Source organism: Streptomyces sp. FIT100, assembly GCF_024584805.1.
In the GTDB taxonomy this organism is placed as follows: domain Bacteria; phylum Actinomycetota; class Actinomycetes; order Streptomycetales; family Streptomycetaceae; genus Streptomyces.
The window spans coordinates 7,452,350-7,474,460 of the sequence record NZ_CP075715.1 but is presented as its reverse complement, the minus strand read 5'-3'; the positions used below and the strand labels follow the sequence as shown (position 1 = coordinate 7,474,460).

At 69.3% G+C, this 22,111-nt stretch carries 14 protein-coding genes and 1 pseudogene; 10 read left to right on the top strand and 5 right to left on the bottom strand.

What is annotated here, in order from left to right:
- Positions 1-3 precede the first annotated feature (3 nt).
- From KK483_RS33320 to KK483_RS33280, 9 genes and pseudogenes are all read left to right on the top strand, one after another.
- Positions 4-2,094 carry a glycoside hydrolase family 6 protein gene (locus tag KK483_RS33320; protein WP_262009799.1) on the top strand — a complete coding sequence of 697 codons (2,091 nt, stop codon included), beginning with the start codon at positions 4-6 and terminating at the stop codon, positions 2,092-2,094.
- 230 nt (positions 2,095-2,324) lie between these two features.
- The gene (locus KK483_RS33315; RefSeq protein ID WP_262008936.1) at positions 2,325-3,365 is read left to right on the top strand and encodes a LacI family DNA-binding transcriptional regulator; all 1,041 of its coding nucleotides are present in this window, start codon (positions 2,325-2,327) and stop codon (positions 3,363-3,365) included.
- A 135-nt stretch (positions 3,366-3,500) separates the two neighbouring features.
- Positions 3,501-4,739, top strand: a complete 1,239-nt coding sequence (locus KK483_RS33310) for a sugar ABC transporter substrate-binding protein (protein ID WP_262008935.1) — start codon at positions 3,501-3,503, stop codon at positions 4,737-4,739.
- A 10-nt stretch (positions 4,740-4,749) separates the two neighbouring features.
- On the top strand, positions 4,750-5,709 hold the full coding sequence (locus KK483_RS33305; RefSeq protein ID WP_262008934.1) for a carbohydrate ABC transporter permease: 960 nt from the start codon (positions 4,750-4,752) through the stop codon (positions 5,707-5,709).
- A 6-nt stretch (positions 5,710-5,715) separates the two neighbouring features.
- The gene (locus tag KK483_RS33300) at positions 5,716-6,531 is read left to right on the top strand and encodes a carbohydrate ABC transporter permease (RefSeq protein ID WP_262008933.1); all 816 of its coding nucleotides are present in this window, start codon (positions 5,716-5,718) and stop codon (positions 6,529-6,531) included.
- 74 nt (positions 6,532-6,605) lie between these two features.
- Positions 6,606-6,749 (top strand): annotated as a pseudogene (locus KK483_RS33295) (family 1 glycosylhydrolase); the annotation flags it as partial.
- Positions 6,746-9,082 carry an alpha-xylosidase gene (gene yicI, locus KK483_RS33290; protein WP_262008932.1) on the top strand — a complete coding sequence of 779 codons (2,337 nt, stop codon included), beginning with the start codon at positions 6,746-6,748 and terminating at the stop codon, positions 9,080-9,082. The pseudogene KK483_RS33295 and the gene yicI, both read left to right, overlap by 4 nt.
- Before the next feature lie 47 nt (positions 9,083-9,129).
- Complete coding sequence (locus KK483_RS33285; protein ID WP_262008931.1) at positions 9,130-10,131, top strand: class A beta-lactamase-related serine hydrolase; 1,002 nt, start codon at positions 9,130-9,132, stop codon at positions 10,129-10,131.
- 443 nt (positions 10,132-10,574) lie between these two features.
- Positions 10,575-12,011 (top strand): Cys-Gln thioester bond-forming surface protein, encoded by a 1,437-nt coding sequence (locus KK483_RS33280; protein WP_262008930.1) that lies wholly within the window; start codon positions 10,575-10,577, stop codon positions 12,009-12,011.
- A 599-nt stretch (positions 12,012-12,610) separates the two neighbouring features.
- Here the strand turns inward: KK483_RS33280 and KK483_RS33275 are convergent.
- From KK483_RS33275 to KK483_RS33270, 3 genes are all read right to left on the bottom strand, one after another.
- Positions 12,611-16,198, bottom strand: coding sequence for a hypothetical protein (locus tag KK483_RS33275; protein WP_262008929.1), 3,588 nt, complete (start codon positions 16,196-16,198; stop codon positions 12,611-12,613).
- Positions 16,199-16,704: 506 nt separating this feature from the next.
- On the bottom strand, positions 16,705-16,959 hold the full coding sequence (locus KK483_RS35575; protein ID WP_399016271.1) for a GPW/gp25 family protein: 255 nt from the start codon (positions 16,957-16,959) through the stop codon (positions 16,705-16,707).
- A 77-nt stretch (positions 16,960-17,036) separates the two neighbouring features.
- On the bottom strand, positions 17,037-17,240 hold the full coding sequence (locus KK483_RS33270; protein WP_262008928.1) for a hypothetical protein: 204 nt from the start codon (positions 17,238-17,240) through the stop codon (positions 17,037-17,039).
- 1,169 nt (positions 17,241-18,409) lie between these two features.
- Between KK483_RS33270 and KK483_RS33265 the strand changes: the two genes are divergently transcribed.
- Positions 18,410-18,625 (top strand): hypothetical protein, encoded by a 216-nt coding sequence (locus KK483_RS33265; protein ID WP_262008927.1) that lies wholly within the window; start codon positions 18,410-18,412, stop codon positions 18,623-18,625.
- 146 nt (positions 18,626-18,771) lie between these two features.
- Here KK483_RS33265 and KK483_RS33260 read toward each other — a convergent pair whose 3' ends face one another.
- Positions 18,772-19,692, bottom strand: coding sequence for a S1 family peptidase (locus KK483_RS33260; protein ID WP_262008926.1), 921 nt, complete (start codon positions 19,690-19,692; stop codon positions 18,772-18,774).
- 408 nt (positions 19,693-20,100) lie between these two features.
- Positions 20,101-21,264, bottom strand: a complete 1,164-nt coding sequence (locus KK483_RS33255; protein WP_262008925.1) for a PhoX family protein — start codon at positions 21,262-21,264, stop codon at positions 20,101-20,103.
- Positions 21,265-22,111 lie beyond the last annotated feature (847 nt).

The following is a 22,111-nucleotide window of genomic DNA, read 5'->3' as shown; positions in this document are numbered from 1 at the left end:
CGCATGCGCAACCGCCTCCGCCTCCGCGTGGGGGCGCTGCTGCCCGCGCTCGCGCTGGGCGCGGCGCTGAGCGTCGCGCTGCCCGCAACGCCCGCCGCGGCCGCCAGGGTCGACAATCCGTACGCGGGCGCCACCCCCTACGTGAACCCCGACTGGTCGGCGCGGGCCGCGGCCGAGCCCGGCGGCGACGCGATCGCCGACGAGCCCAGCTTCGTGTGGATGGACCGCATCGCCGCGATCACCGGCACGTCCACGAGCCGGGGGCTGCGCGCCCACCTCGACACGGCGCTGACCCAGGGCGCGAGCCTGTTCCAGGTCGTCATCTACGACCTGCCGGGCCGCGACTGCGCCGCCCTCGCCTCCAACGGCGAGCTCGCGGCGGAGGAACTGGACGCGTACAAGACCCGGTACATCGACCCGATCGCGTCGATCCTGTCCGATCCGAAGTACGCCTCGCTGCGCATCGTCGCCCTCATCGAGCCCGACTCGCTGCCCAACATGGTCACCAACGCCGGCAGCCAGGCGGGCGCCACCGACGCGTGCCGCCACGTCAAGGAACTCGGCGTCTACGAGAAGGGCGTCGGCTACGCCCTGCACAAGCTGGGCGGGATCGGGAACGTCTACAACTACGTGGACGCGGGCCACCACGGCTGGCTGGGCTGGGACACCAACTTCGACCCGGCGGTCGACGAGTTCGCGCTCGCCGCGACGAGCGAGGGCTCCACCGTCGACGACGTGCACGGTTTCATCGTCAACACCGCCAACTACTCGGCGCTGAAGGAGCCGCACTTCAAGGTCACCGACACGGTGAACGGCCAGACGGTGCGCCAGGCGGCGTGGGTGGACTGGAACTTCTACGTCGACGAGCTCTCCTTCGCCCAGGCGCTGCGCGACCGGCTGGTCAGCCGCGGCGGCTTCGACTCCGGCATCGGCATGCTCATCGACACGGCCCGCAACGGCTGGGGCGGCCCCGAGCGGCCCGCCGGGCCCGGCCCGACGACCGGTGTCGACGACTACGTGAACGGCAGTCGCATCGACCGCCGCCTGCACACCGGCAACTGGTGCAACCAGGCCGGAACCGGTGTCGGCGAGCGTCCGACGACAGCACCGGAGCCCGGCATCGACGCCTATGTGTGGGCGAAGCCCCCGGGCGAGTCCGACGGCAACAGCGAGCCCGTCGAGAACGACGAGGGCAAGGAGTTCGACCGGATGTGCGATCCGACGTACGAGGGCAACGCACGCAACGGCAACAACCCGACCGGCGCCATGGCCGACGCACCACTGGCCGGCCACTGGTTCCCGGCGCAGTTCCAGATGCTGCTGGCCAACGCCTACCCGCCCGTCGGCGGCGGCGGCCCGGGGAACGACACCCAGGCGCCGAGCACGCCCGGAAACCTGCGCGTCACCGGCTCCAACTCCGCTTCGGTCTCGGTGTCCTGGAACGCCGCGACGGACAACGTCGGGGTGACGGCGTACGACGTCTTCCGCGGCGGTGCACACGTGGGATCCACCGCCGCCACCGGCTTCACCGACTCGGGCCTGACCGCCGACACCGCGTACACGTACACAGTGCGGGCCCGGGACGCGGCCGGGAACACCTCGGCGCAGTCCGGCCCGGTGACCGGGCGGACGACGCAGGGCGGCACCGGCAGCGGCACTCTGAAGGTGCAGTACAGGACCGGTGACACCAACGCCACGGACAACGCGATCCGGATGAGTCTGCAACTGGTCAACACCGGTTCCGCCGCCCAGAGTCTGGCCGGTGTCGAGATCCGCTACTGGTTCGCCGACAGCGCGAGCGCGTACACCACATGGTGCGACTGGGCGCAGCCGGGCTGCTCCTCGCTCACCCACTCGGTGGCCGCGAACGGTTCGGCGACCGGCGCCGACCACTACCTGAAGGTGACCGTCACCGGGGGTTCGCTCGCCGCCGGGGCGTCCTCCGGAGAGATCCAGCTCCGGGTCCACAAGTCCGACTGGTCCGCCTTCGACGAGGCGGACGACTACAGCCGCGGCACGAACGCGGCCTTCGCCGACGCCCCCAGGATCGGCGTCTACGTGAACGGGACCCTGGCCTGGGGCACCGCACCCTGATCCCGCCGCCCGGCCGCCCTGCCCACCCCGGTGCGAAGTCCTCCCCCGTGGCACACGGGCCGCACCGGGGTGCCCCCCGTCCAGGAGCACCATGCCACCGCCACCCCTATAACAAAAGGGACTTATCGCCCAGGGTATTGCCTCGGCGGCCCGCCCCTGCCTACAGTCACGCCGTTCATCGAATCGATTCGATGAATTCGACGGCCGGACACGGGCGGACGGAGGCGGGCATGGCCACGATCAAGGACGTCGCCGAGCGGGCAGGCGTGGCGCCCAGCACCGTCTCGTACGTCCTGAGCGGGTCGCGCAAGATCTCCGAGGACACCCGGCGCGCGGTGCGGGAGGCGATCGACGCGCTCGGCTACCACCCCCGCGCCAGCGCCCGGACGCTGCGCAGCGCCCGCACCCGGGTGCTCGCCCTGGCCGTGCCGCGCACGCCCGGCGAGTACCGGGCGATCGACGGCCGGTTCGCCATCGACGTCACCGACGCCGCCCGCGGCCACGGCTACGACGTCCTGCTCATGACCGACGGCGACGGTGTCGGCGGGCTGCGCCGGGTGGCCCGCAGCGGGCTCGCGGACGCGGCCGTGCTGATGGCGGTCGAGGAGCGCGACCCCCGTATCGGGGTCCTGCACGAGCTGGGCTTCCCCGCGGCGCTGCTCGGCCACGACGACCATGCGGCGCTGCCCTGGACGGACCTGGACTGGGAGGCCGCCGTCGCCCTCGCCGTGCGCGAGACCGCCGCCGCCGGCCACCGGCGGATTCTCTTCCTGTCATCGGCCGAGCACGAGATCGCCGCCCGCCGCGGCTACGCGCTGCGCGGCCTCGACGGTGCGCGGCGGGCCACCGCGGAGACCGGCGCCGAGGTGCGCGTGCTCCCGTCCCACCGCGACCCGGAGGCCCTCGGGCGGCGGCTGCACGAGGCGCTGACCGCGCGCCCCGCCCCGACCGCGCTGGTGGTCCAGCATCTGATCCTGCTTCCGCACCTGCTGGACGCGGTGGCCGCGGCCGGGCTGTCGGTCCCCGACGACCTGGCCGTCGTCCTCGTCGGCAGCCTCCCGGACGAGCTGGGCATCCGGCATCTGCCGCGGATCGACCTCCCCGTCGCGGAGATGTCGACGGCCGTGGCCCGGCTGGCGGTCGAGGCGATCGCCGCCGGCTGCGACGGCCGGGAGCCCGCCTCGCAGGCGCCGTCCGCACCGTCCGCCGCGCCGCACCACCTGATCCGGCCCCGGATGGCCGCAGGACCCGGCATCGCCCCGCCGCCCTAGAACGAACCGCCGTACGGCCCTGGGACGCACCCTCGTACGGCCCTGGGACGAACCGCCGTACGGCCCGACCCGGCACCGCCCGCAGCACCGCCAGACCACCGCATGTCCAGAGCCGCACATGTCATGGAGATCCGCATGCCGTCCAGAGCAGGGCGCATACCCGTCCCCCTCGTCGCCGCGACGCTCGCCGTGAGCACCCTCTCGCTGGGGCTGACGGGCTGCGCCGCCGAGCCCGACCCCGGCACCGTCACGGTGCTCAACTCGGCGACCGACACCGCCGAGCACACGGCCAACCAGCGGTTCTTCGACCGCTGCGGCAAACCGCTGGGCCTTGAGGTCGAGCAGATCAGCGTGCCCGCCGACCAGGTCGCCTCCAAGGCGCTGCGCATGGCGTCGTCCGACTCGCTCACCGACATCCTGGAGCTCGACGGCTCGGAGCTGCCGCAGTTCGCGCAGACCGAGGGCCTGCGCCCGCTGGCGGAGGCCGGTGTCGACACCACCGGCTTCTCCGCGAGCGCCACGTCGCTCGGCTCGTACGACGGGACCCAGTACGGCATCGCCCGCTCGGTCAACTCCCTCGCCCTGATCTACAACACCGAGCTCCTCAAGGACGCGGGCATCGCACCGCCCACCACCTGGGAGGAGCTGCGGGCCGCCGCGAAGGAGCTGACGGCCGGGGACACGTACGGGATGGCGTTCAGCGCGAGCCCCAACGCGGACGGCGTGTACCAGTTCCTTCCGTTCTTCTGGTCCGCGGGCGGTGACGAGGCGCGCATCGACAACGGCAAGGGCGAGGCCGCGCTCCAGCTGTGGAAGGACCTCGTGGCGGACGGCTCCGCCTCGAAGTCCGTCGTCAACTGGAACCAGCAGGACGTCAACGACCAGTTCGTCGCCGGCCGCGCCGCGATGATGATCAACGGACCGTGGCAGGTGCCGGTCCTCAGCGCCCAGAAGAACGTGGACTGGGCGGTCGCGAGCATCCCGGTGCCCGTGGCCGGCAAGGCAGCGGTGCCGCCCATCGGCGGCACCGTCATGGCCGTGCCGAGGAACGACGACGACCCGGCGCGCGAGAAGAACGCCGGCAAGCTCCTCAACTGCCTCAACACCGAGAAGAACCAGCTCCAGTGGGGCGAGTCGGTCAACAACGTGCCGACCCGCGCCGCCGCGGCCCAGGCGTACGCGCAGCAGAACCCCAAGCTCGCCGCCTTCGCCGAGCTGGTCACCACGGCCCGCTCGCGCACCGCGAAGGTGGGCACCGGCTGGCCGGTCGTCGGTGACGCGCTCGCGGGCGCGTTCCAGTCCGTACTGACCGGACGGACCAGTCCCGAACAGGCCCTGCACCGGGCGCAGCAGCAGGCCGCGGCGGGGAAGTGAGGAACCGGCCATGACCACCATCACCTCGATCGCGCCCGCCGAGGGCACCGCCGGAGCCGGCTCCACGTCCGTCCGCACGTCCCGCCACCGCGGGCTGCTGCGCTGGCTCTTCGTCGTCCCCGCGCTCGCCTACATGGCGCTGTTCTTCGGCTATCCGCTCGTCCGCAACATCGTGATGAGCTTCCAGCACTACACGCCGAAGACGTACTTCACCGGCGAGGCCCCGTTCAACGGCCTGGACAACTGGCGGGCCGTCTTCGCCAACGAGCTGTTCACCGACGCCCTCTGGCACACGGCCCTCTTCACGGTCGGCTCGCTGCTCGGCCAGTTCACCATCGGTCTGGCCCTGGCCGTCTTCTTCTCCCGCCGCTTCCGGCTGTCCGGTGTCATCCGCGCCGTACTGCTGCTGCCCTGGCTGGTGCCGATGGTGGTGTCCGCCGTCGTCTGGCGGCGCATCCTCGACCAGGAGCACGGCATGCTCAACACCGCGCTGCACGCGGTGGGCCTGGTCCCCGCCGACGGGGTCCCGTGGCTGAGCAGCCCCGGCGTGGCGCTGTTCTCGGCGATCCTGGTCAACATCTGGATCGGCATCCCGTTCAACATGGTCATCCTCTACGGCGGCCTCCAGGAGATCCCCCGCGATCTGTACGAGGCCGCGGCGCTGGACGGCTCCGGCGCCTGGCGGACGTTCCGCAGCATCACGCTGCCGATGCTGCGCCCGGTGATCACCGTCGTGCTGGTCCTGGGCTTCATGTCGACGGTGAAGATCCTCGACCTGATCCTGGCGCTGACCTCGGGAGGTCCGGCCGACTCCACCCAGACGCTGGGCACGGTCACGTACCAGCTGTCCTTCCTCCAGCTCGACTTCGGCCAGGGCGCCGTCGTGGGCAACGTCCTGATCCTCATCAGCGCGGTCTTCGCCGTGCTGTACCTGCGGGCCAACCGCGCCGACTTCGGCAAGGGGAAGTGACCGACGATGAACCGTCTCCGTTTCCGCTCCGCCTGGAACACCACCGCCGCGCTGCTGATCCTCGCCGTGCTGCTCTTCCCGGTGTACTGGATGCTCAACACCGCGCTCCAGCCCGAGGCGAGCATCGCCGCCACCCAGTGGTTCCCCACCGCGCCGAGCCTGAGGAACTTCGACACGGCGATCAGCAGCCAGGGCGGCTCGCTGCTCACCAGCTTCGCCGTCGCGCTCGGCGCCGTCGTCGTCTGCCTCGCGCTGGCCGCGCCCGCCGCCTACGGCCTCGCCCAGTTCGGGCTGCGCGGCGGCCAGGGCATCGTCTTCGGCACGCTCATCACGCAGATGGTGCCGGGCATCGTCATCGCCAACGCCCTCTACAGCGCCTACGCCGAGCTCGGTCTGGTCAACTCCTATCTGGGGCTCGTCCTCGCGGACGCCTCGCTCGGACTGCCGTTCGCGATCGTGCTGCTGCGGGCGTTCATGGTCTCGATCCCGGCCGAGGTCGTGGAGGCCGCGATGGTGGACGGGGCGAACCGCTTCACCGCGTTCGTCCGGATCGTGCTGCCGATGAGCCGCAACGCCCTGATCACGGCCGGGCTGTTCACCTTCCTCTTCGCCTGGTCGGACTTCATGTTCGCGCTGACCCTGAACACCACGGACGACGTCAAGCCGATCACGCTCGGCATCTACCAGTTCGTGGGCGCGCACGTCAGTGACTGGGGCGCGGTGATGGCGACCGCCGTGCTCTCCGCCGTGCCGGCCGCGATCCTGCTCGTCGTCGCCCAGAAGTACATCGCCGCCGGGATCACCGGCGGATCGGTCAAGTAGGGCGGTTCCCCTGTGAGTTCTCCCGAGTCCTCCGGGCTCCCCGAGCTCCCCGAGCTTCCCGCGCTCCCCGAGCGGCCCGCGGCTACGGCCAGCGCTTCGGCATCGTCCGGGTCGACTACGCCACACAGGAGCGCACCCCCAAGGACAGCTACCACTGGTACCGCGAGCTGATCGCCGCCCACCGCGCCCGCACCACCCCGGAAAAGGACCCCCGATGAAGTTCACCGACGGCTACTGGCTCATGCGTGACGGCGTCCAGGCGTCGTACGCGGCGGAGGTCGCCGACGTCCACGTCTCCGACGACCGGTTCACGCTCCACGCCCCCGTGCGCCGTGTGACCGACCGCGGCCACACCCTCAACAGCCCGCTGCTGACCGTGGAGTGCTGGTCCCCCGCCGAGGGGGTGATCGGCATCCGCTCGACCCATCACGCGGGCGCCGCGGAGCGCGGTCCGGACTTCGCGCTGCGCGCCGATCCCGGCCACTCGGCGAAGGTCACCCGGGACGGTTCGCTGCTGGAGCTCGCGGCCGGGGAGCTGTCCCTGCGCGTGGACACCGCGGCGCCCTGGCGGCTTGACTTCACCGCGGGCGGACGGGTCCTCACCTCAGCGGAGGCGCGTGGCACCGGCTTCGCGGTCACCGGTGACGGCGCCCACCACTCGCTGGCCCAGCTCTCGCTCGGCGTCGGCGAGCTGGTGTACGGGCTGGGCGAGCGCTTCACCCCGTTCACCAAGAACGGCCAGACCGTGGACGTCTGGCAGGCGGACGGCGGCACCGCCAGCGAGCAGGCGTACAAGAACGTCCCCTTCCACCTCACCAACCGGGGCTACGGCGTCTTCGTCAACCACCCGGGCAAGGTCGGCTACGAGATCGGCTCCGAGGCCGTCGGCAAGGTGCAGTTCAGCGTCGAGGACCAGTCGCTGGAGTACTTCGTCGTCCACGGCCCGACGCCGAAGGACGTCCTGGACCGCTACACGGCCCTGACCGGCCGCCCGGCGGTGCCGCCCGCCTGGTCCTTCGGCCTGTGGCTGTCGACCTCCTTCACCACCTCCTACGACGAGGAGACGGTGAACCGCTTCGTGCGCGGCATGGCCGAGCGCGACATCCCGCTGGGCGTCTTCCACTTCGACTGCTTCTGGATGCGCGAGTACCAGTGGTGCGACTTCACCTGGGACCCGGAGGTCTTCCCGGACCCGGAGGGCATGCTGCGGCGCCTCAAGGACGAGCACGGGCTGCGCGTGTCGGTGTGGATCAACCCGTACATCGCGCAGAAGTCCGCGCTGTTCGCGGAGGCCAAACGCCACGGCTACCTGGTGCGCAGGCCGAACGGCGACGTCTGGCAGTGGGACCTGTGGCAGGCGGGCATGGCCCTGGTCGACTTCACGAACCCGGACGCGCGGGAGTGGTACGCGGCCAAGTTGCGGACGCTCGCCGCGCAGGGCGTGGACTGCTTCAAGACCGACTTCGGCGAGCGCATCCCGACCGACGTCGTCTGGCACGACGGATCCGACCCGGAGCGGATGCACAACTACTACACGCAGCTCTACAACGAGACCGTCTTCGAGGTGCTGCGCGAGGCCCGGGGCGCGGGCGAGGCGGTGCTCTTCGCCCGCTCCGCGACGGCCGGCGGGCAGCAGTTCCCGGTGCACTGGGGCGGCGACTGCGAGTCCCACTTCAGAGCGATGGCCGAGTCGCTGCGCGGCGGTCTCTCGCTCGGTCTGTCCGGCTTCGGCTTCTGGAGCCACGACATCGGCGGCTTCGAGGGGACACCGACGCCCGAGGTGTTCAAGCGCTGGGTGCAGTTCGGCCTGCTGTCGTCGCACAGCCGGCTGCACGGCAGCAAGTCGTACCGGGTGCCGTGGGACTACGACGAGGAGGCGGTGGCGGTCACCCGCGACTTCACCCGCCTCAAGCACCGGCTGATGCCGTACCTGTTCCGGGCGGCCCGGCAGGCGGCCGAGCGCGGCACGCCGGTGATGCGCGCGATGGTCCTGGAGTTCCCCGAGGACCCGGCCTGCCACACGCTCGACCGGCAGTACATGCTCGGCGACGACCTCCTCGTCGCGCCCGTCTTCTCGGCGGACGGCGAGGTCGAGTACTACGTACCGGAGGGCACCTGGACCCACCTGCTGTCGGGGACGAGGATCCAGGGCCCGGGCTGGCGGCGCGAGACGTACGGCTTCGACAGCCTGCCGCTGCTCGCCCGCCCCGGCTCGGTGATCCCCTTCGGCGAGAGCGACGACGACGCGGTATACGACTGGGCGCACGGGGTGACGCTGCGGGTCCACGCGCCGGCCGACGGCGCGACGACGCAGACGCGGATCCCGGCCGCGGACGGGTCGCGGGGCGCGGTGTTCCGTACCCGCCGGGACGGCGGCACCGTCACCGTCGAGGCGGAGGGGGCGCCGGGCCCGTGGCGGGTGCTGCTGGCCGGCGCGGACGCGGAGCCGGCCGCCGGGTCGTCGGCGGTCTCGGAGCGGACGGAGCTGGGTACGCTCCTCACCGTCCCGGCAGGCGCGGACCGTGTCTCGGCACTTCTCACCGGGAGTTAATACGCCTCTCACAGGCCGCGCAGCCGGCGTGCCTAGCGTCGCTGGGCATGGGCATGGGCAGACCTGAGAGCGGCGGGGCCGCGCACCGGTTGTTGTGGGCCGTGACGGGCACCGCCGTACTGATGGGCGGCGCGGTGATGGCGACGGCGTACGGCGCGGCGCACGGCGGGGACGGGGAAGGCGGCAAGGCCGGACCCGCCGCCTCCGTGACCACGCCGGCGCCGTCCCTGCCGCCGTCCCCGCCCCTGGAGGAAGTCATGGCCGAGCCCGCGCCCGCGTCCCCGACGCCCGAAGCCCTGCCCACGACCGTGGACCTGGCCGCGGCACTCGCCTCCGTCGCCGCCGGTGCGGACGGCGGTCTGTCGGTCGCCGTCCGGGACGCCGGGTCCGGCGCGAGCGCCGTGTACGGCGAGGACCTGTTCGACACGGCCAGCATCGTCAAGGTCGACATCCTCGCCGCGCTGCTGCTCCGGGCCCAGGACGCGGACCGGGCGCTCACCGCCCTTGAGAAGTCCCGCGCGGCAACGATGATCAAGAACAGCGACAACGCCGCCGCACTGGCCCTCTGGCAGTCCATCGGCCGCGCCCCCGGCCTTGAGGCGGCCAACGAACGCCTCGGCCTGACCGGCACGCAGGGCGGCCACGACGACTACTGGGGCCTGACCCGGACCACGGCCGCCGACCAACTTGCCCTGCTGGACGCGGTGTTCAGCGACGACTCCGCGCTGACGGCCACCTCGCGGGCGTATGTGGCGGACCTCATGGAGCACATAGCCGCGGGCCAGGACTGGGGCGTCTCGGCGGCGGCGGACGACGCTCCCTCCGGGGGTGGGGAGACGGCCCTCAAGAACGGCTGGCTGCCGCGGACGGCGACGGGCCTGTGGGTGATCAACAGCATCGGCCGCGTCGACGCCGACGGCCGCACCTGCCTCGTCGCCGTCCTCTCCGACGGCAACAGGACGAAGGAGGGCGGCATCACGACGGTGGAGTCGGCGGCCCGCGCGGCGGTGGCGGCGGTGGCGGAGGCCGGCGACAGCCGGGTCTCATAACGACCGCCGCCCAGCGACTGTCCCGAACTTCAAGCCATATGTGACCACAGCCCGGACTCCGCTGCGGTGCCGCAACGGAGGTACGGCGGCGAAGCTCAGGATAACCGCAGCCTGGTGGGACCGGGCCACATCTGCCGACCGAACCGGCAGCCATTCGGCCGTGAATAGCCTTATCCAATAAGGGAGTTCGCCGCGACAACAACTGCGCGCCGCGGGGAGCGGGGCGGCCGGCGGGACTGGGCAGGCGGGGAGGCCGGGATGCCCGCTCCGGCCTGCCAGTCGGCAGGACGGCATTGTCGTGATGGCGTGATCCACCGTCTGCGGATGATGCGACGGACATCTGCCTGATAGGTATGTGCACCACGTGAAGGAAGAGCGGCTCGCACAGCACCGCTCCGTCCCGCGGTTATCCCAAGAAATTCCTCTGTCAGGAGATACGCGCCATGTCCCTACGGGCGATATTCCCGGTCCGCTCTCACGGCACGCTGTTACGCGGGCCACGTCGAATTGCCGCAGCGATCGTGGCCTCGGGCCTGGTCGCAGCCGGCGCGATATCCGCCACGGGAACCGCCACCGCGGACGAGGCCACTTCGGCGCACGGGGGTGTCACCGCGACACTCGGCGGACTGAAGATCTTCGATCAGGCGGTCGTGCGCAGCGACGAAGGAGACCAGCGCGTCCGCGCCGGGCTCTTCGAGATGTCGGTCGACGACGGCGGCACACTCCAGACGTACTGCATCGACATCCACAACCCCACGTTGCGGCAGGCCAAGTACCAGGAAGTTCCCTGGAGCGCCTCGTCGCTGCACAACAACGCGGACGCCGGCAAGATCCGCTGGATCCTGCAGAACTCCTACCCGCAGGTGAGCGACTTGGCCGCGCTGGCTGCCAAGGCCGGCGCCGGGAACCTCACCGAGAAGACCGCCGCGGCCGGCACCCAGGTCGCGATCTGGCGCTTCTCCGACCACGTCACGGTGGACGCCGTCGACCCGGCGGCCGAGAAGCTCGCCGACTACCTCCAGCAGAGCGCGCAGAGCGTCGCCGAGCCGAAGGCCTCGCTGACGCTGGACCCGCCGGCTGTCTCCGGCAAGTCCGGCAGCAAGCTCGGTCCGGTCACCGTACGCACCAACGCCGACCGCGTGACCGTCTCCCCGGCCTCCGACGCGCCGAGCGGAGTCAAGGTCGTCGGCAAGGACGGCAAGCCGGTCACCAGCGCCGCCGACGGCACCCAGCTGTTCTTCGATGTGCCCACGGGCGCCGAGGACGGCAGCACCTCGCTGACCGCGCAGACCGCCACCCGGGTCCCGGTCGGCCGCGCCTTCACCGGCATTGGCAAGCACGCCAGGAGCCAGACCCAGATCCTGGCCGGGTCCAGCCGGTCGACGGTGTCCGCGGCGGCCACGGTCTCCTGGAAGAAGCAAGGCGCCATCCCGGCGATCACCGCCGAGAAGAACTGCGCCAAGGGCGGTGTGGACATCACGGTCGGCAACGAGGGCGATGCGGCGTTCCGCTTCCAGCTGTCCGGCAAGGACCACGAGACAGCCCCCGGCGCGTCGCAGACCGTGACCGTGCCGGTAGCCGAGGACCAGCCGTACGACATCACGGTCAAGGGCGAGGACGGCTTCAGAAAGTCCTTCTCCGGCGTGCTGGACTGCAAGACCGCAGGCAGTGGCGGTGGCAGCGGCGGCGGCGAGCCCTCCTCCCAGCCCAGCCCCGCGTCTGTCGGCGGCAGCACCGGCGGCCATGGCACCGACCTCGCCGAGACCGGCTCCAGTGGCGCCACGCCTGTCATCGCGGGTATCGCGGTCGTGCTCGTAGTGGTCGGCGGCGGCGCGGTGCTTCTCCTCCGCAGGAAGAAGAGCGGCACCCCCGCGCAGTAGCGCCAACTCCCTGAGGGGAAGCGCGGATCACTCACACGGCAGCCCAAGACCTGACGGTCAGTCGCCGCCATCGGGCGCTGTCTCGGCTCCAGGCGCATACCCGCCCGGGCTGGGACAGCGCCGCGGGCACCGGCCGGCTCGGGGCCGGGTGGCGAGCGGACGGTTTCAGGCGAGAGCGCCGAGCCGCCAGTCGGCACAGGAAGCGTTCCAGTCTCCGTAGCCGTTTCCCACGTGCGCGGACGAACTGGACGAGCCGCTGACCTGGACCACGTTTCCTGGGCGGGCGGTCGCAGAACCATTTCCCGTCGGCCAGGGACATGCCTGTGCAGCCGTGCCTGGCGTTGATGACTCCGAATTTACTGGCGCTCCGGGAGTCGCGTGCACGAAGGCTCCGGACGTCGTCAACCGCACGGCCCAGGGCACGTTCAGGTCGTACGGTTCCGAGATGTTCACGGATTGCGAGGTCCCATCCTGACTATGGCTAGGTTTGTCCTGTTCGTGGACTGTCATCACCTTCTTCGCCGGGTCGACCTTGGATCGGTACCGCGGCACGGGCTCCGGCCCGTACCGCTCACCCAGCCACGGACACACGTCGGCCCTTACCACGTACTCTTCCCCAGCTCGGACAGCGAGACGGTCTGCCGAGTCGGGAAGAAGCTCGCCGGCATATAGGCGGCCATCGCCGCCATGCCTCCAATCGCTGCCGCCACAGGGTTCACTGCCCAGGGTTGGAGCCGCACGAACCCCTGCACTGTCTCGTCCTGCAGCCAGCCGTACAACTTCTTGTACGCAAGGGCGGCGGTACCCGGCTTTCCGAGGTCGCCGAGGATTTCGGAAGGCACGTACTGCAGCAGCTGTCCTGCGATGTCGAACGGGGACTGCTTCGACAGCTTGTCGAGCATCTGGAGCGCGGTATGTGCTAGCTCCGTTCCCTCAGTCGCCGCTGTCCCCACGACCGCCGCCGCAGTACCGTGCATCCTACGCACGACCTCGAACCCCTCGGTCCCGCCGATGACCGAGTGTGCGAAAGTGGATGTGGCGCCGGCACCCAGTACTCCCTTCGTTCCCAGAACGGAATCCGCAATATTTTCCGGCCCAGCGTTGATGAGTAACTCGATGAGCCCCATGACACCACCGATGAGCGTCGCGGTGTACATTGATCTATTGATCCGCTGCTGCTTCTCGGCCCTCTTCTGCAGCTCCTCCTTGAGAGCGGTGACGGATTCGAAGGCGGACCGCCTCCAGAAGGGGAGACTCTTCTGCGTCTGCTGGTATTCGTGCACTTTGTACAGAGCACCGAGAAGACTGTCCCCTGCGGCCAGCCTCTCCGCCAGAATGGCAAGCTCCTCAGGGAAACCAAGGTTCCGGAAAATCTTTCCGGCAACTTCACGGCCCAGCGGATTCTTGTCCCGTGGTTTCACTGTGTGCAAGTCCGTGAACGATCGCCATATCTCCGCCGCGAAGTCCCCGAGGAGCTGGGTGATCCACTTTTCGACATCGCCCTTGTAGTAGCGGTTCACGAATTTCGCGAGCTGCCGGAAGGACGTCGCACGGGTGCTGACCGACAGCATGTCCCTGGCCCAGGTGGATTCCTGCTCGGGAGCGCTCGCCAGCCAGTCCAGATTGCCGAGCGGGTCGGTGACCTGGGCACGGATATCGAGGTCGCCGACCTGCTCGATGGCCCCGATGAGCTCCATGCGCCCCGCCGGCGTATCGATGACGTCTGCCTTGCTGATCAGGAGACGTGCCCCGGGCAGCAGTATTGCGTCCTGGCCCTGGTGGTGAGGTGAACGCATCAGCAGCGGCCCCAGATCCCGCCCGGACCAGTCCCGCAGATCGACCTGCGTGAGGATCACGTGCCGGTCGCCCGGCTCGGTGCCGGCCCGGTGCAGCGCGTAGTCGAAGGCGGCACTCTGGTCGCGGAACCCCAGGAAGGCATGCTCAGTCGTGACTTGCCGACCGACCTGGGCCTTGCTTCCTTCGTGCAGGGAGCGGCTGATGGCGTAGCTCCTGGCCCGGGCAGTGAGACCGGACAGCTGCCCGACGAAGCCCTTCATGTGCTCATCAAACCGCTCCTTTCCTCCCACGAACCGAGCGATGAACTCCCCGCCCTCTGTGGCAGCCCAGTCGTTGACCTTCTTGACGGCCAGCTTGAAGGCCACTGCTGGAGCCGTCTCCCTGAGCGCTTTGTCGACGCTATCGACCAGGCCTTTGAGCAGTTGCGTGACAGCATCGAAGTGCGACAGTTTCTCCGCCAGGTCCGCCACATTCGCCTGAAGATTAGCGAGAGCCTTCTCCAGGAATCTGGCAACTTTGCCAGCATATGGGTTCTTCGTGATGAAATCCTTGACCTTGTCGTAGGCCGTCCTGATGGTCGCCGCAAACGCAGGAAGCTTTTTCCATGCATCCTTTACTTTCTCCCACAGACCGCCGAGATACGACGTGATGGACCGGAACACCACCCCCGCCTTCTCTTTGATCACGGACCAGATCCCGCCGGCCTTCGTGGCGACGGTCTCGGCAGCTCCCTGCACTCGCGGCGGGGCCTTCTCAAGGAGCTGAAGCAACTCCTTCTGTGCAGCGCCAGCCGCCTCGCTGAGCTTGTCGCCCAGCGCCTTCATGCCATCAAAAGCCTTGGCGAATGGAGCATCCTTGATCTCTCCGAGGAGCGCGCCCAAGGTCCGGCTCTTGACACCGCCGCGCATCAGCGCGATCTGTGCCAGATCCACCGACAGGCTTCCCAGCCCGCTCAGCGCGGTACTGGAGAACCGGCCGACACCGCCCGTGAGAAGACTGAACAGGGACTTAAGCGTCTTCCTGCTCACTTCGCCGGCCACGACGGTACTGCCCACCCGCATGTGCAGCTGATCGACCAGATTGTGGAAACCGTGCAAGGCGGCCTCGCGCTCCAGCGCCGACTCCAGCCGTGAGAACGGAGCCTCGTACGGCGCGTTCTCCGACCACGGAGTGAACTCCTCGCCCTCGTAGCGCTCCTGGCCCGACGCCACCGCCGCATCCGGCGTGCCCAGACTCCCCGGAGCACTCGAGACCACCCACATCGGCCCCGCCAGGGGACGCAGCCGCGCCACCGCAGGGACCAAAGCGTCCTCCTCCTTCAGCCCACCCTCCAACGACTCGCCAGCGGTTCGCCGGGAGACCGCCGTGCCGGTACCCGTCTCCTCGCCGCGGAGCTCCTGGTCGTAGCTGGTCCGCGCGGCCACGAGCGCTTCCGACGGCGCCTCCCCCGTCACACCCACCGGCTCGAGCGCCGGCGCTCCATATCCCGACAGGATCCGTGCCGTCGGCCGCCCCAGCAGCGCCACGGCCTCAAGTCCGGATTGCAGCCCCTGCCGCGACAGCCATGCCTGGGACCGGGAAACGAACTCATCGCTGGCCCCCATCTGCTGCGCCCCGTCTGTCTCCACGAACAAACCCGGCCGGGATGTCAACGGAGCGAGCTCCCTCTCCAGCCCGGAAGGTCCCTGGAACCACCCGACGGCCGCTTGCGAAACGGTCTCGGGGGCGCCACCGTGCAACTTGAGCGGCAAGGCGAGGCGACTCGTGTACTCCTGCCGCAACGCCCGAAGCGACTCGTCGACGACCGCCTCTTGCTCCGTGATCGACGCCAGGCGGGACCATGCGGTCCTCAGAGATATGCCGAGAGCCTCGGCCTCCTCCCCGGCGACGTCCTTCAGCTGCTTCTTCAGGTCCGTGATCCTCTGATCCACTGTCATCCGCTCCGAACGCAATGCCATTGCTTTGCGCTCGATAGCCGACATGTCTGTCTCGGCGAACATCAAGGGAACCGCGTCGGTGACGTTTACTGGGGCTGCGTACGGCCGAAACCCCACTTTCGCCCGGTGCGCCTCGAACTCCACCGATGCCTCATCCAGCAGCTGCTGCACCCTGGTGACATGCTGTGTGTTCTCCTTGAGCGCGTCCTCATTGGCCGCCATCTCCTCGCGCAGCCCGGTCTTGGCGTCCGTGCCTCCTGTCTGCGAGAGATGCCCCAACTTCCCACTCAGGGCTGCGCTGTCGTCCTGAAGCTGCTGACCGTAGGCGAGGAGGTATTCACGGTGGGCCTGCAACCGTTCATGAACCATGAGGGCGTGATCCCGCGCCTGCCCGCTTCCGCCGGACGGCCCCTTGGGTCCGGCCTTCATCGTGCTGAAGCGGGAGACGTCCATACCAGAAGAGGGCACGGACAAGCCGGCCGCAGCGGCAGCCCGAGCAGGCACCTCTCCGGCGACAGGCAGTGGCCCTCTCGGCTCACGGGCCCGCGAAGTGCCTTCCCCCGCAACGCTCGTCAGCAACCGCGCCGTCGCCTGGTTGCCGGCGCTGAGCTGCAGCCTCTTCACGGCATCCTCAAGCGACACGGGCCCGCCCGCGGAAACCCCTTTGCCGGCCTGGGCCGCCGCCAATGTGCCCGCACCCTTCGCAACTGCCTTCAACCCTGGTGACATGGTGGCTCCTGTCTCGACTCACTACGCTGAGACGACTCATAACCGACCCAGCCCCTGACCGGCTCAGAAAAGGCCCCCGGCGCTGCGCGGCCCATCCTCGGCAGACGCCCGTCGACATCGGCGGCTGCCCGAGCAGCGGCACCAGTCTCCGAGACGTTGCCGTTCGTCCATCCCAGGTGCATGATCGGCAATTTGAGCTTGGCGCGATCACGAAATCCTGGAAACGAATCTCATCGAGGCCGGCACTTCCAGCTCATCCATCGGCGGCCTCCCGAATGGGGCGCGTACTCGCCTGGGATGAGGTAGAAAGAGAAGACGAGGTTGCGGGTACTGTTTGTCGTCGCGATGCGGTACCTCAGGCGGACGTACAGCAGCCCTTGCTGGGCGTCGCCAGCGCCGACTGCCACGTCTTCGAGGACGATGCGGGGTTCCCAGCGGTCCAGTGCGGAACGGACCTCGTAGTCGCATGTCGGCTGACTGTCCACCTCGTACACAACCCCGACGAGGTGCGAACCGCACTGGACCGGTTCGCCACCGCTGTGCCCTTAGTCGACCTTTTTCGCTACCGAGGTGTCGGATCAATCAGTTCCTCTGAATCGGCAGGGTTCAGCGTGCGGGAAATCCGGCTCATCTCGCTGTCATGGATGCTTACCGCGTCGAGAATGAGCACAGAGGCCACTGACTTATCCCGCGAGTTGGCATCGATGTACTTCTGCACCGCGGTAACCGACGCCTGGTGGTCGTCGGATACTGCCGCCTGATCCATCACCTTCAGTCCGAGAGCAAGCCACTCAGCACACTCGTCCTGCCAGGAGTTGTTGAGATCCCGGATGACGGCTCGCTCGACTGAATCGCTACTCCGTCACGATTCCAACTGTCCGACGGTACGACATATTCGACCCTTCCTCAAAGGAAAACACTGCTGATCTCTGACTTCGCACTTTATGACCTGGCCGTTTCGGCATACCGGGGCCACTCTGCACAGAACGCGCATTCTTCGACCTGAAGCGGAGGCGGCTGGTGGTGCCCCAAGTCTGCCTAGGGACGCAATCGTGGCTTTACAGGAGAGAACCGGCCCACCAAATGGCCTCGCTGCACTGTGCGATCCTGGCCGACTTGCCGCAAAAAAAATGCCGCATCCCCACCACGGGCATACGGCATTACTCTCGTAAATTAGAGTGACATATGAGCAGCAAAGCGTCAAGTACCCTAGCTCCGCTATTGAGGGCGCTTATGCGGTTACCGGAATGGAACTCCTGGAGTGGTAAGGATTGAGGCTCGTAGCATGTGCGGCGTCACCGGGACATGCGGTATCCACAAGGGGGCAGGCTGACCGCCGAACTGCACTGGTTCCAAGAGGAGTTGCGGCTCAGGTGGGCGAGAGGTTCGCCCAGGGCGAGGCGAGCTCGTTGATCGCCGAGAACCTGTGGGTCAGTGTCCGCTCGGTGCGGCGATGGCGGCGGATGCGGGACGAGGGCGGTCCGGGGGCTCCGCGACCACAGGGGCCGGCGTCGCTACCGGGTCTGAGCGAGAAGCGGTTCGAGCCAGTTGGAGGCAGAGCCGGCCCAGGAGCGCGGTCAAAGGCATGCGCGAGCTGCTGGTGTGGAATGACCGCTCCTGCCAGGTCCGGGCTTGAGGGGCGACCGAGCGGGACGGCGATGGGGTGGCCGGGATGGGTCGAGGGGGTGTGGTCCTGCGTGGATGACTCGCGACGGCCCGTGGACCCTGGCTTCGCCTTCGAGGACGAAGCGTGGTTCTCCATCACGTCGCCATGGGCGAAGAACTGGTCGCAGGGCAGCCGGACCACGGTGGCGCGGATACGAGACCGATCCCGCGGACGGGTGGCCGCAGCGGTAATGATCCGCTGCAAGCCCCGGCCACAGGTCGCGGCTGATCCACCGGCCGCGACGGGACGACGGTCGCCGCGGCGCCCGCATGGGCTTCCCTTGGCGCGAGTACCGGGACCTGCTGATCACCGCCGACCAATGGCTCGGCGGTGCGATCGTGCTCATCTGGGACATCCTGAACATCTGCTCGCCTTCGGCCACGACAGCATCCTGGACTGGCCACGTCGCCAGACACAGCACCACTGGCCGCCGCGAGGCTATCCAGGACGGCGCCGACGCCTTGATCACACCAGCCAGACCATGACCTCACCCCAGAGAGGAAGCCGAGCGAGTGCCCTTCGTGCAAGGGCCGCTGGGCTGTTCATGGGGTGGGGGACGCTGGTCACAGGAACGGGCGGTGGCGGGCCCTCCCGCAGGAAGGCCCGCCACCGCCGGTGAACCGGGGATCGGTCAGAAGACGCTCACGCCGTAGGCGTTGAGCGCCTCGGTGACGGGCTGGAAGAACGTGGTGCCGCCGGAGGAGCAGTTGCCGCTGCCGCCGGAGGTCAGCCCGAGCGCGGTGCCTCCCGCGAAGAGCGGGCCGCCGCTGTCGCCGGGTTCGGCGCAGACGTTGGTCTGGATGAGGCCGGAGACGATGTCCCCGCCGCCGTAGTTCACGGTGGCGTTGAGGCCGGTCACCGTGCCGCCGTGCAGGCCGGTGGTGCTGCCGCTGCGCTGGACGGACTGGCCGACGCTGGCGTTGCCGGCGGAGGTGATGTCGCGGTAGGTGCCGTTGTAGAGGTAGACCCGGCCGTCGGCGGCGGAGGCGTTGCTGTGCCGGATGATGCCGTAGTCGTTGTTGGGGAAGCTGGAGCCGGCGGTCGAGCCCAGGAGGGTGGTCTGGGACGAGTTGGTGTACCAGGTGCTGCCGATGTTGGTGCAGTGGCCGGCGGTGAGGGCGTAGTACGTGGAGCCGCTGCGGACGTTGAAGCCGAGCGAGCAGCGGCCGCCGCCGGTGTAGATGGCCTCGCCGCCGGCGATCAGCTTGCTGAACGTGCCCGGTGTCCGGTTGATCCTCAGCGCGGAGGCGCGGTCGCCCGCGGCCTCCTTGATGGCGGCGATCTCCGCGCCGGACACGGTGCTGTCCGCGGTCACGACGACCTTGCCGGAGGCCTGGTCGGTGTACCACGCCGTGCCGGCGACGTCGGCGCCGCGGACGGCGTCGCCGGCCTGGGCCAGTGCGGCGGCCGAGGCGGCGGCGGGGGGTGCGGGGGTGGGGGCGGCGGATGCCGTTGGAGCAGTGAGCGCGGCGACGGCCAGCAGGCCGGCGGCCACGGCGGTCAGCCGTGCACGTCTGCCGGTGGCGCCGAGGGGGGAGCGCTTGAAGTTCACTACATCCTCCATGTGGGGGTCTGGGGCCCGTTGGGTGGGCGGGCCCGCGGACACGCCGACCCTGGGCACGACCGCTTGAGTCATGACCCTGACAATCAGCGTGCTAGGAATCCTCAGCTCCGCTTCCCCTTGGCACAAGGGCGCTTTTCGGCCGGTCTACCCGCGTCCACCTGCCGGGGCCATCCGTCGGGGCGCACCTGCGGCACCATCAGTTCGACGTTGTGTCAATACCGCGTGCGCCGCGGCTGTTTACCTACAGATGGGGCGTTCGCCCCGCGTCGGGATCCTGTCCGAAAGCGAGCACCACGAAAGCGGCGCCGGGCTTCGGGCACACCGAGAGGGTGTCCGAAGCCCGGCGCCGTCGCAGTCAGGTCGCAGCCGCAGTCGCGCCGACGGAGCCGGTTCGGGTCAGCCGCGGAACGGGCCGGTGACCTCGTACGTGATACCGCCGCCCAGGGTGTTGCCGCTGGTGCCGCGCTGGCTGGAGAAGTACAGCCGACGGCCGTCGGGCGAGAAGGCCGGGCCGGTGATCTCGGAGCCGGACTGGCCGTTGATCCGCAGGAACGGGGAGACCGTGCCCTCGGGCGTGATGATGCAGATCTCCATGTTGCCGCCGTCCTCGGCCACGAACATGTCGCGCGAGGAAGAGACCGTGACGTTGTCCACGCCGGTCAGCGGGGCGGCACCGCTCGGGACGAGCGAGTCGTCGTAGGAGAGGTCGATGGTGGAGGCGGCGGCGTCGTAGGCCCAGACGCGGTTGTCGCCCTTGGTGGTGAAGTAGCAGACGCCGCCCGCGTAGTGGCAGCCCTCGCCGCCGTTGAACCGCTTGGCGCCGGCCACCTGACCGCGCGTCACCGGGGAGCCGTCGGGGTCGGGGACGACGGCCCAGCTCACCGCGCCCGAGGTGGCGGCGGTGTCGCCGACGAGCACTTCGAGGGTCCCGCTGGACAGGTCGCCCCAGGTGGTCGGGCGGAACCGGTAGAAGCAGCCGTCGCTCTCGTCCTCGGTGAGGTAGATGACCTGGCGCTCGGGGTCGCAGGCCGCGGCCTCGTGCTTGAAGCGGCCCATCGCCGGGCGGCGCACCGCCGCCTTCACTCCCCACGGGTCGGTCTCGTAGACGTACCCGCGGCCGACCTCCTCGCAGGACAGCCAGGTCTGCCACGGCGTGGCGCCGCCCGCGCAGTTGGAGTTGGTGCCGTTGAGGATGCGGTAGGCGCCGGCGACCGTGCCCGAGGCGTTGAACTTCACCGCGCTCGCGCCGCCGATGAGGGGCAGCTCCGAGTTGGAGACGTAGATCCAGCCCGAGCCGTCCGCGTAGCAGGCCCCGCCGTCGGGGGCGGAGTGCCAGGAGTACGAGGTGCCGGGCACGGTCTGTCCGGAGCGGGCGATCACGCGGCTGGTGAAGCCGCCGGGCAGCTCGATGCCGTTGGCGTCCGCGGCACCCAGCGCCCCGTAGGGGCCGGTGCCCGGCTGGGCCGGGGCGGCGACCGCCGCGCCGCGCCACAGCGAGCCGCCGAAGGCGGCCGCCGAGGTGCCGATGACCGCTCCGCGCAGGAAGTTACGACGTTCCACGGGCTTCTCCACCGAGTCGTGTCCTGTGCCGACGGCCGGACGGCCGTCGGAATGACGCGGTCCGGAGGCTAGACAGGCGGGATGGACGCGCCGACAACGCTCCGTGAACGAGTACCGCCCAGTGATGGGCCTGGGGGCAGCCGCTCGGCGCGCGCCGCACGGGAGGAAGAGCGGGAGGAAGAGCGGGAGCCTACAGATGGCTCATGCACGGTTACGGCGGCCAAAAATCGATTGAGCATCCCACACAAGGCGCCTTCCGCACACAAAACGTCGGTTCCGGTATCACCGGCGGTGAACTTCCGGGATGAGCCACCGGCAATTGCCGTAACTCGCTTTTCATTAAGGTTACTTGAGAAAATCAGGCGAGCCTGCGAACGGCCGCCGACCCCAGGATTGAGCCGGCGCAATGAAAACCTGTCACATCCCTGCGCCACACCGGCATCACGCGTCCACCCCTCGAACTCCCGCACTTTGCAAATCCGTTCGACATGCGAGAACTTGAGCGAGATGAAATCGGCTATTCTCGCATTCCTGCCTGGCGAGGGGTCGTGCGCGGACTTACCCGGATGGGTGAATAGATGCAGCTGAGCGGCACGGTAAGCCCACTCCCACAACTGGGCCGGCGGTCGCACAGCAGGTACGAACGGCCAGGCTCCGCCCGCCGCGGCGCCATCATCTCCCCTCCTTCACCCACTCCTTGACGCCCCGCTTTCCGGGGCGCGCATTCGACTCCGGGTCGGCAAGTCGTCGACGCCACGGAATTCGAGCTCATGCATGGAGAATCCGGTTTCCCCTGTGTACCGCCTAACCAAGTGCGGTGCACGTCCAACTCCACGGTTTCCCCCTC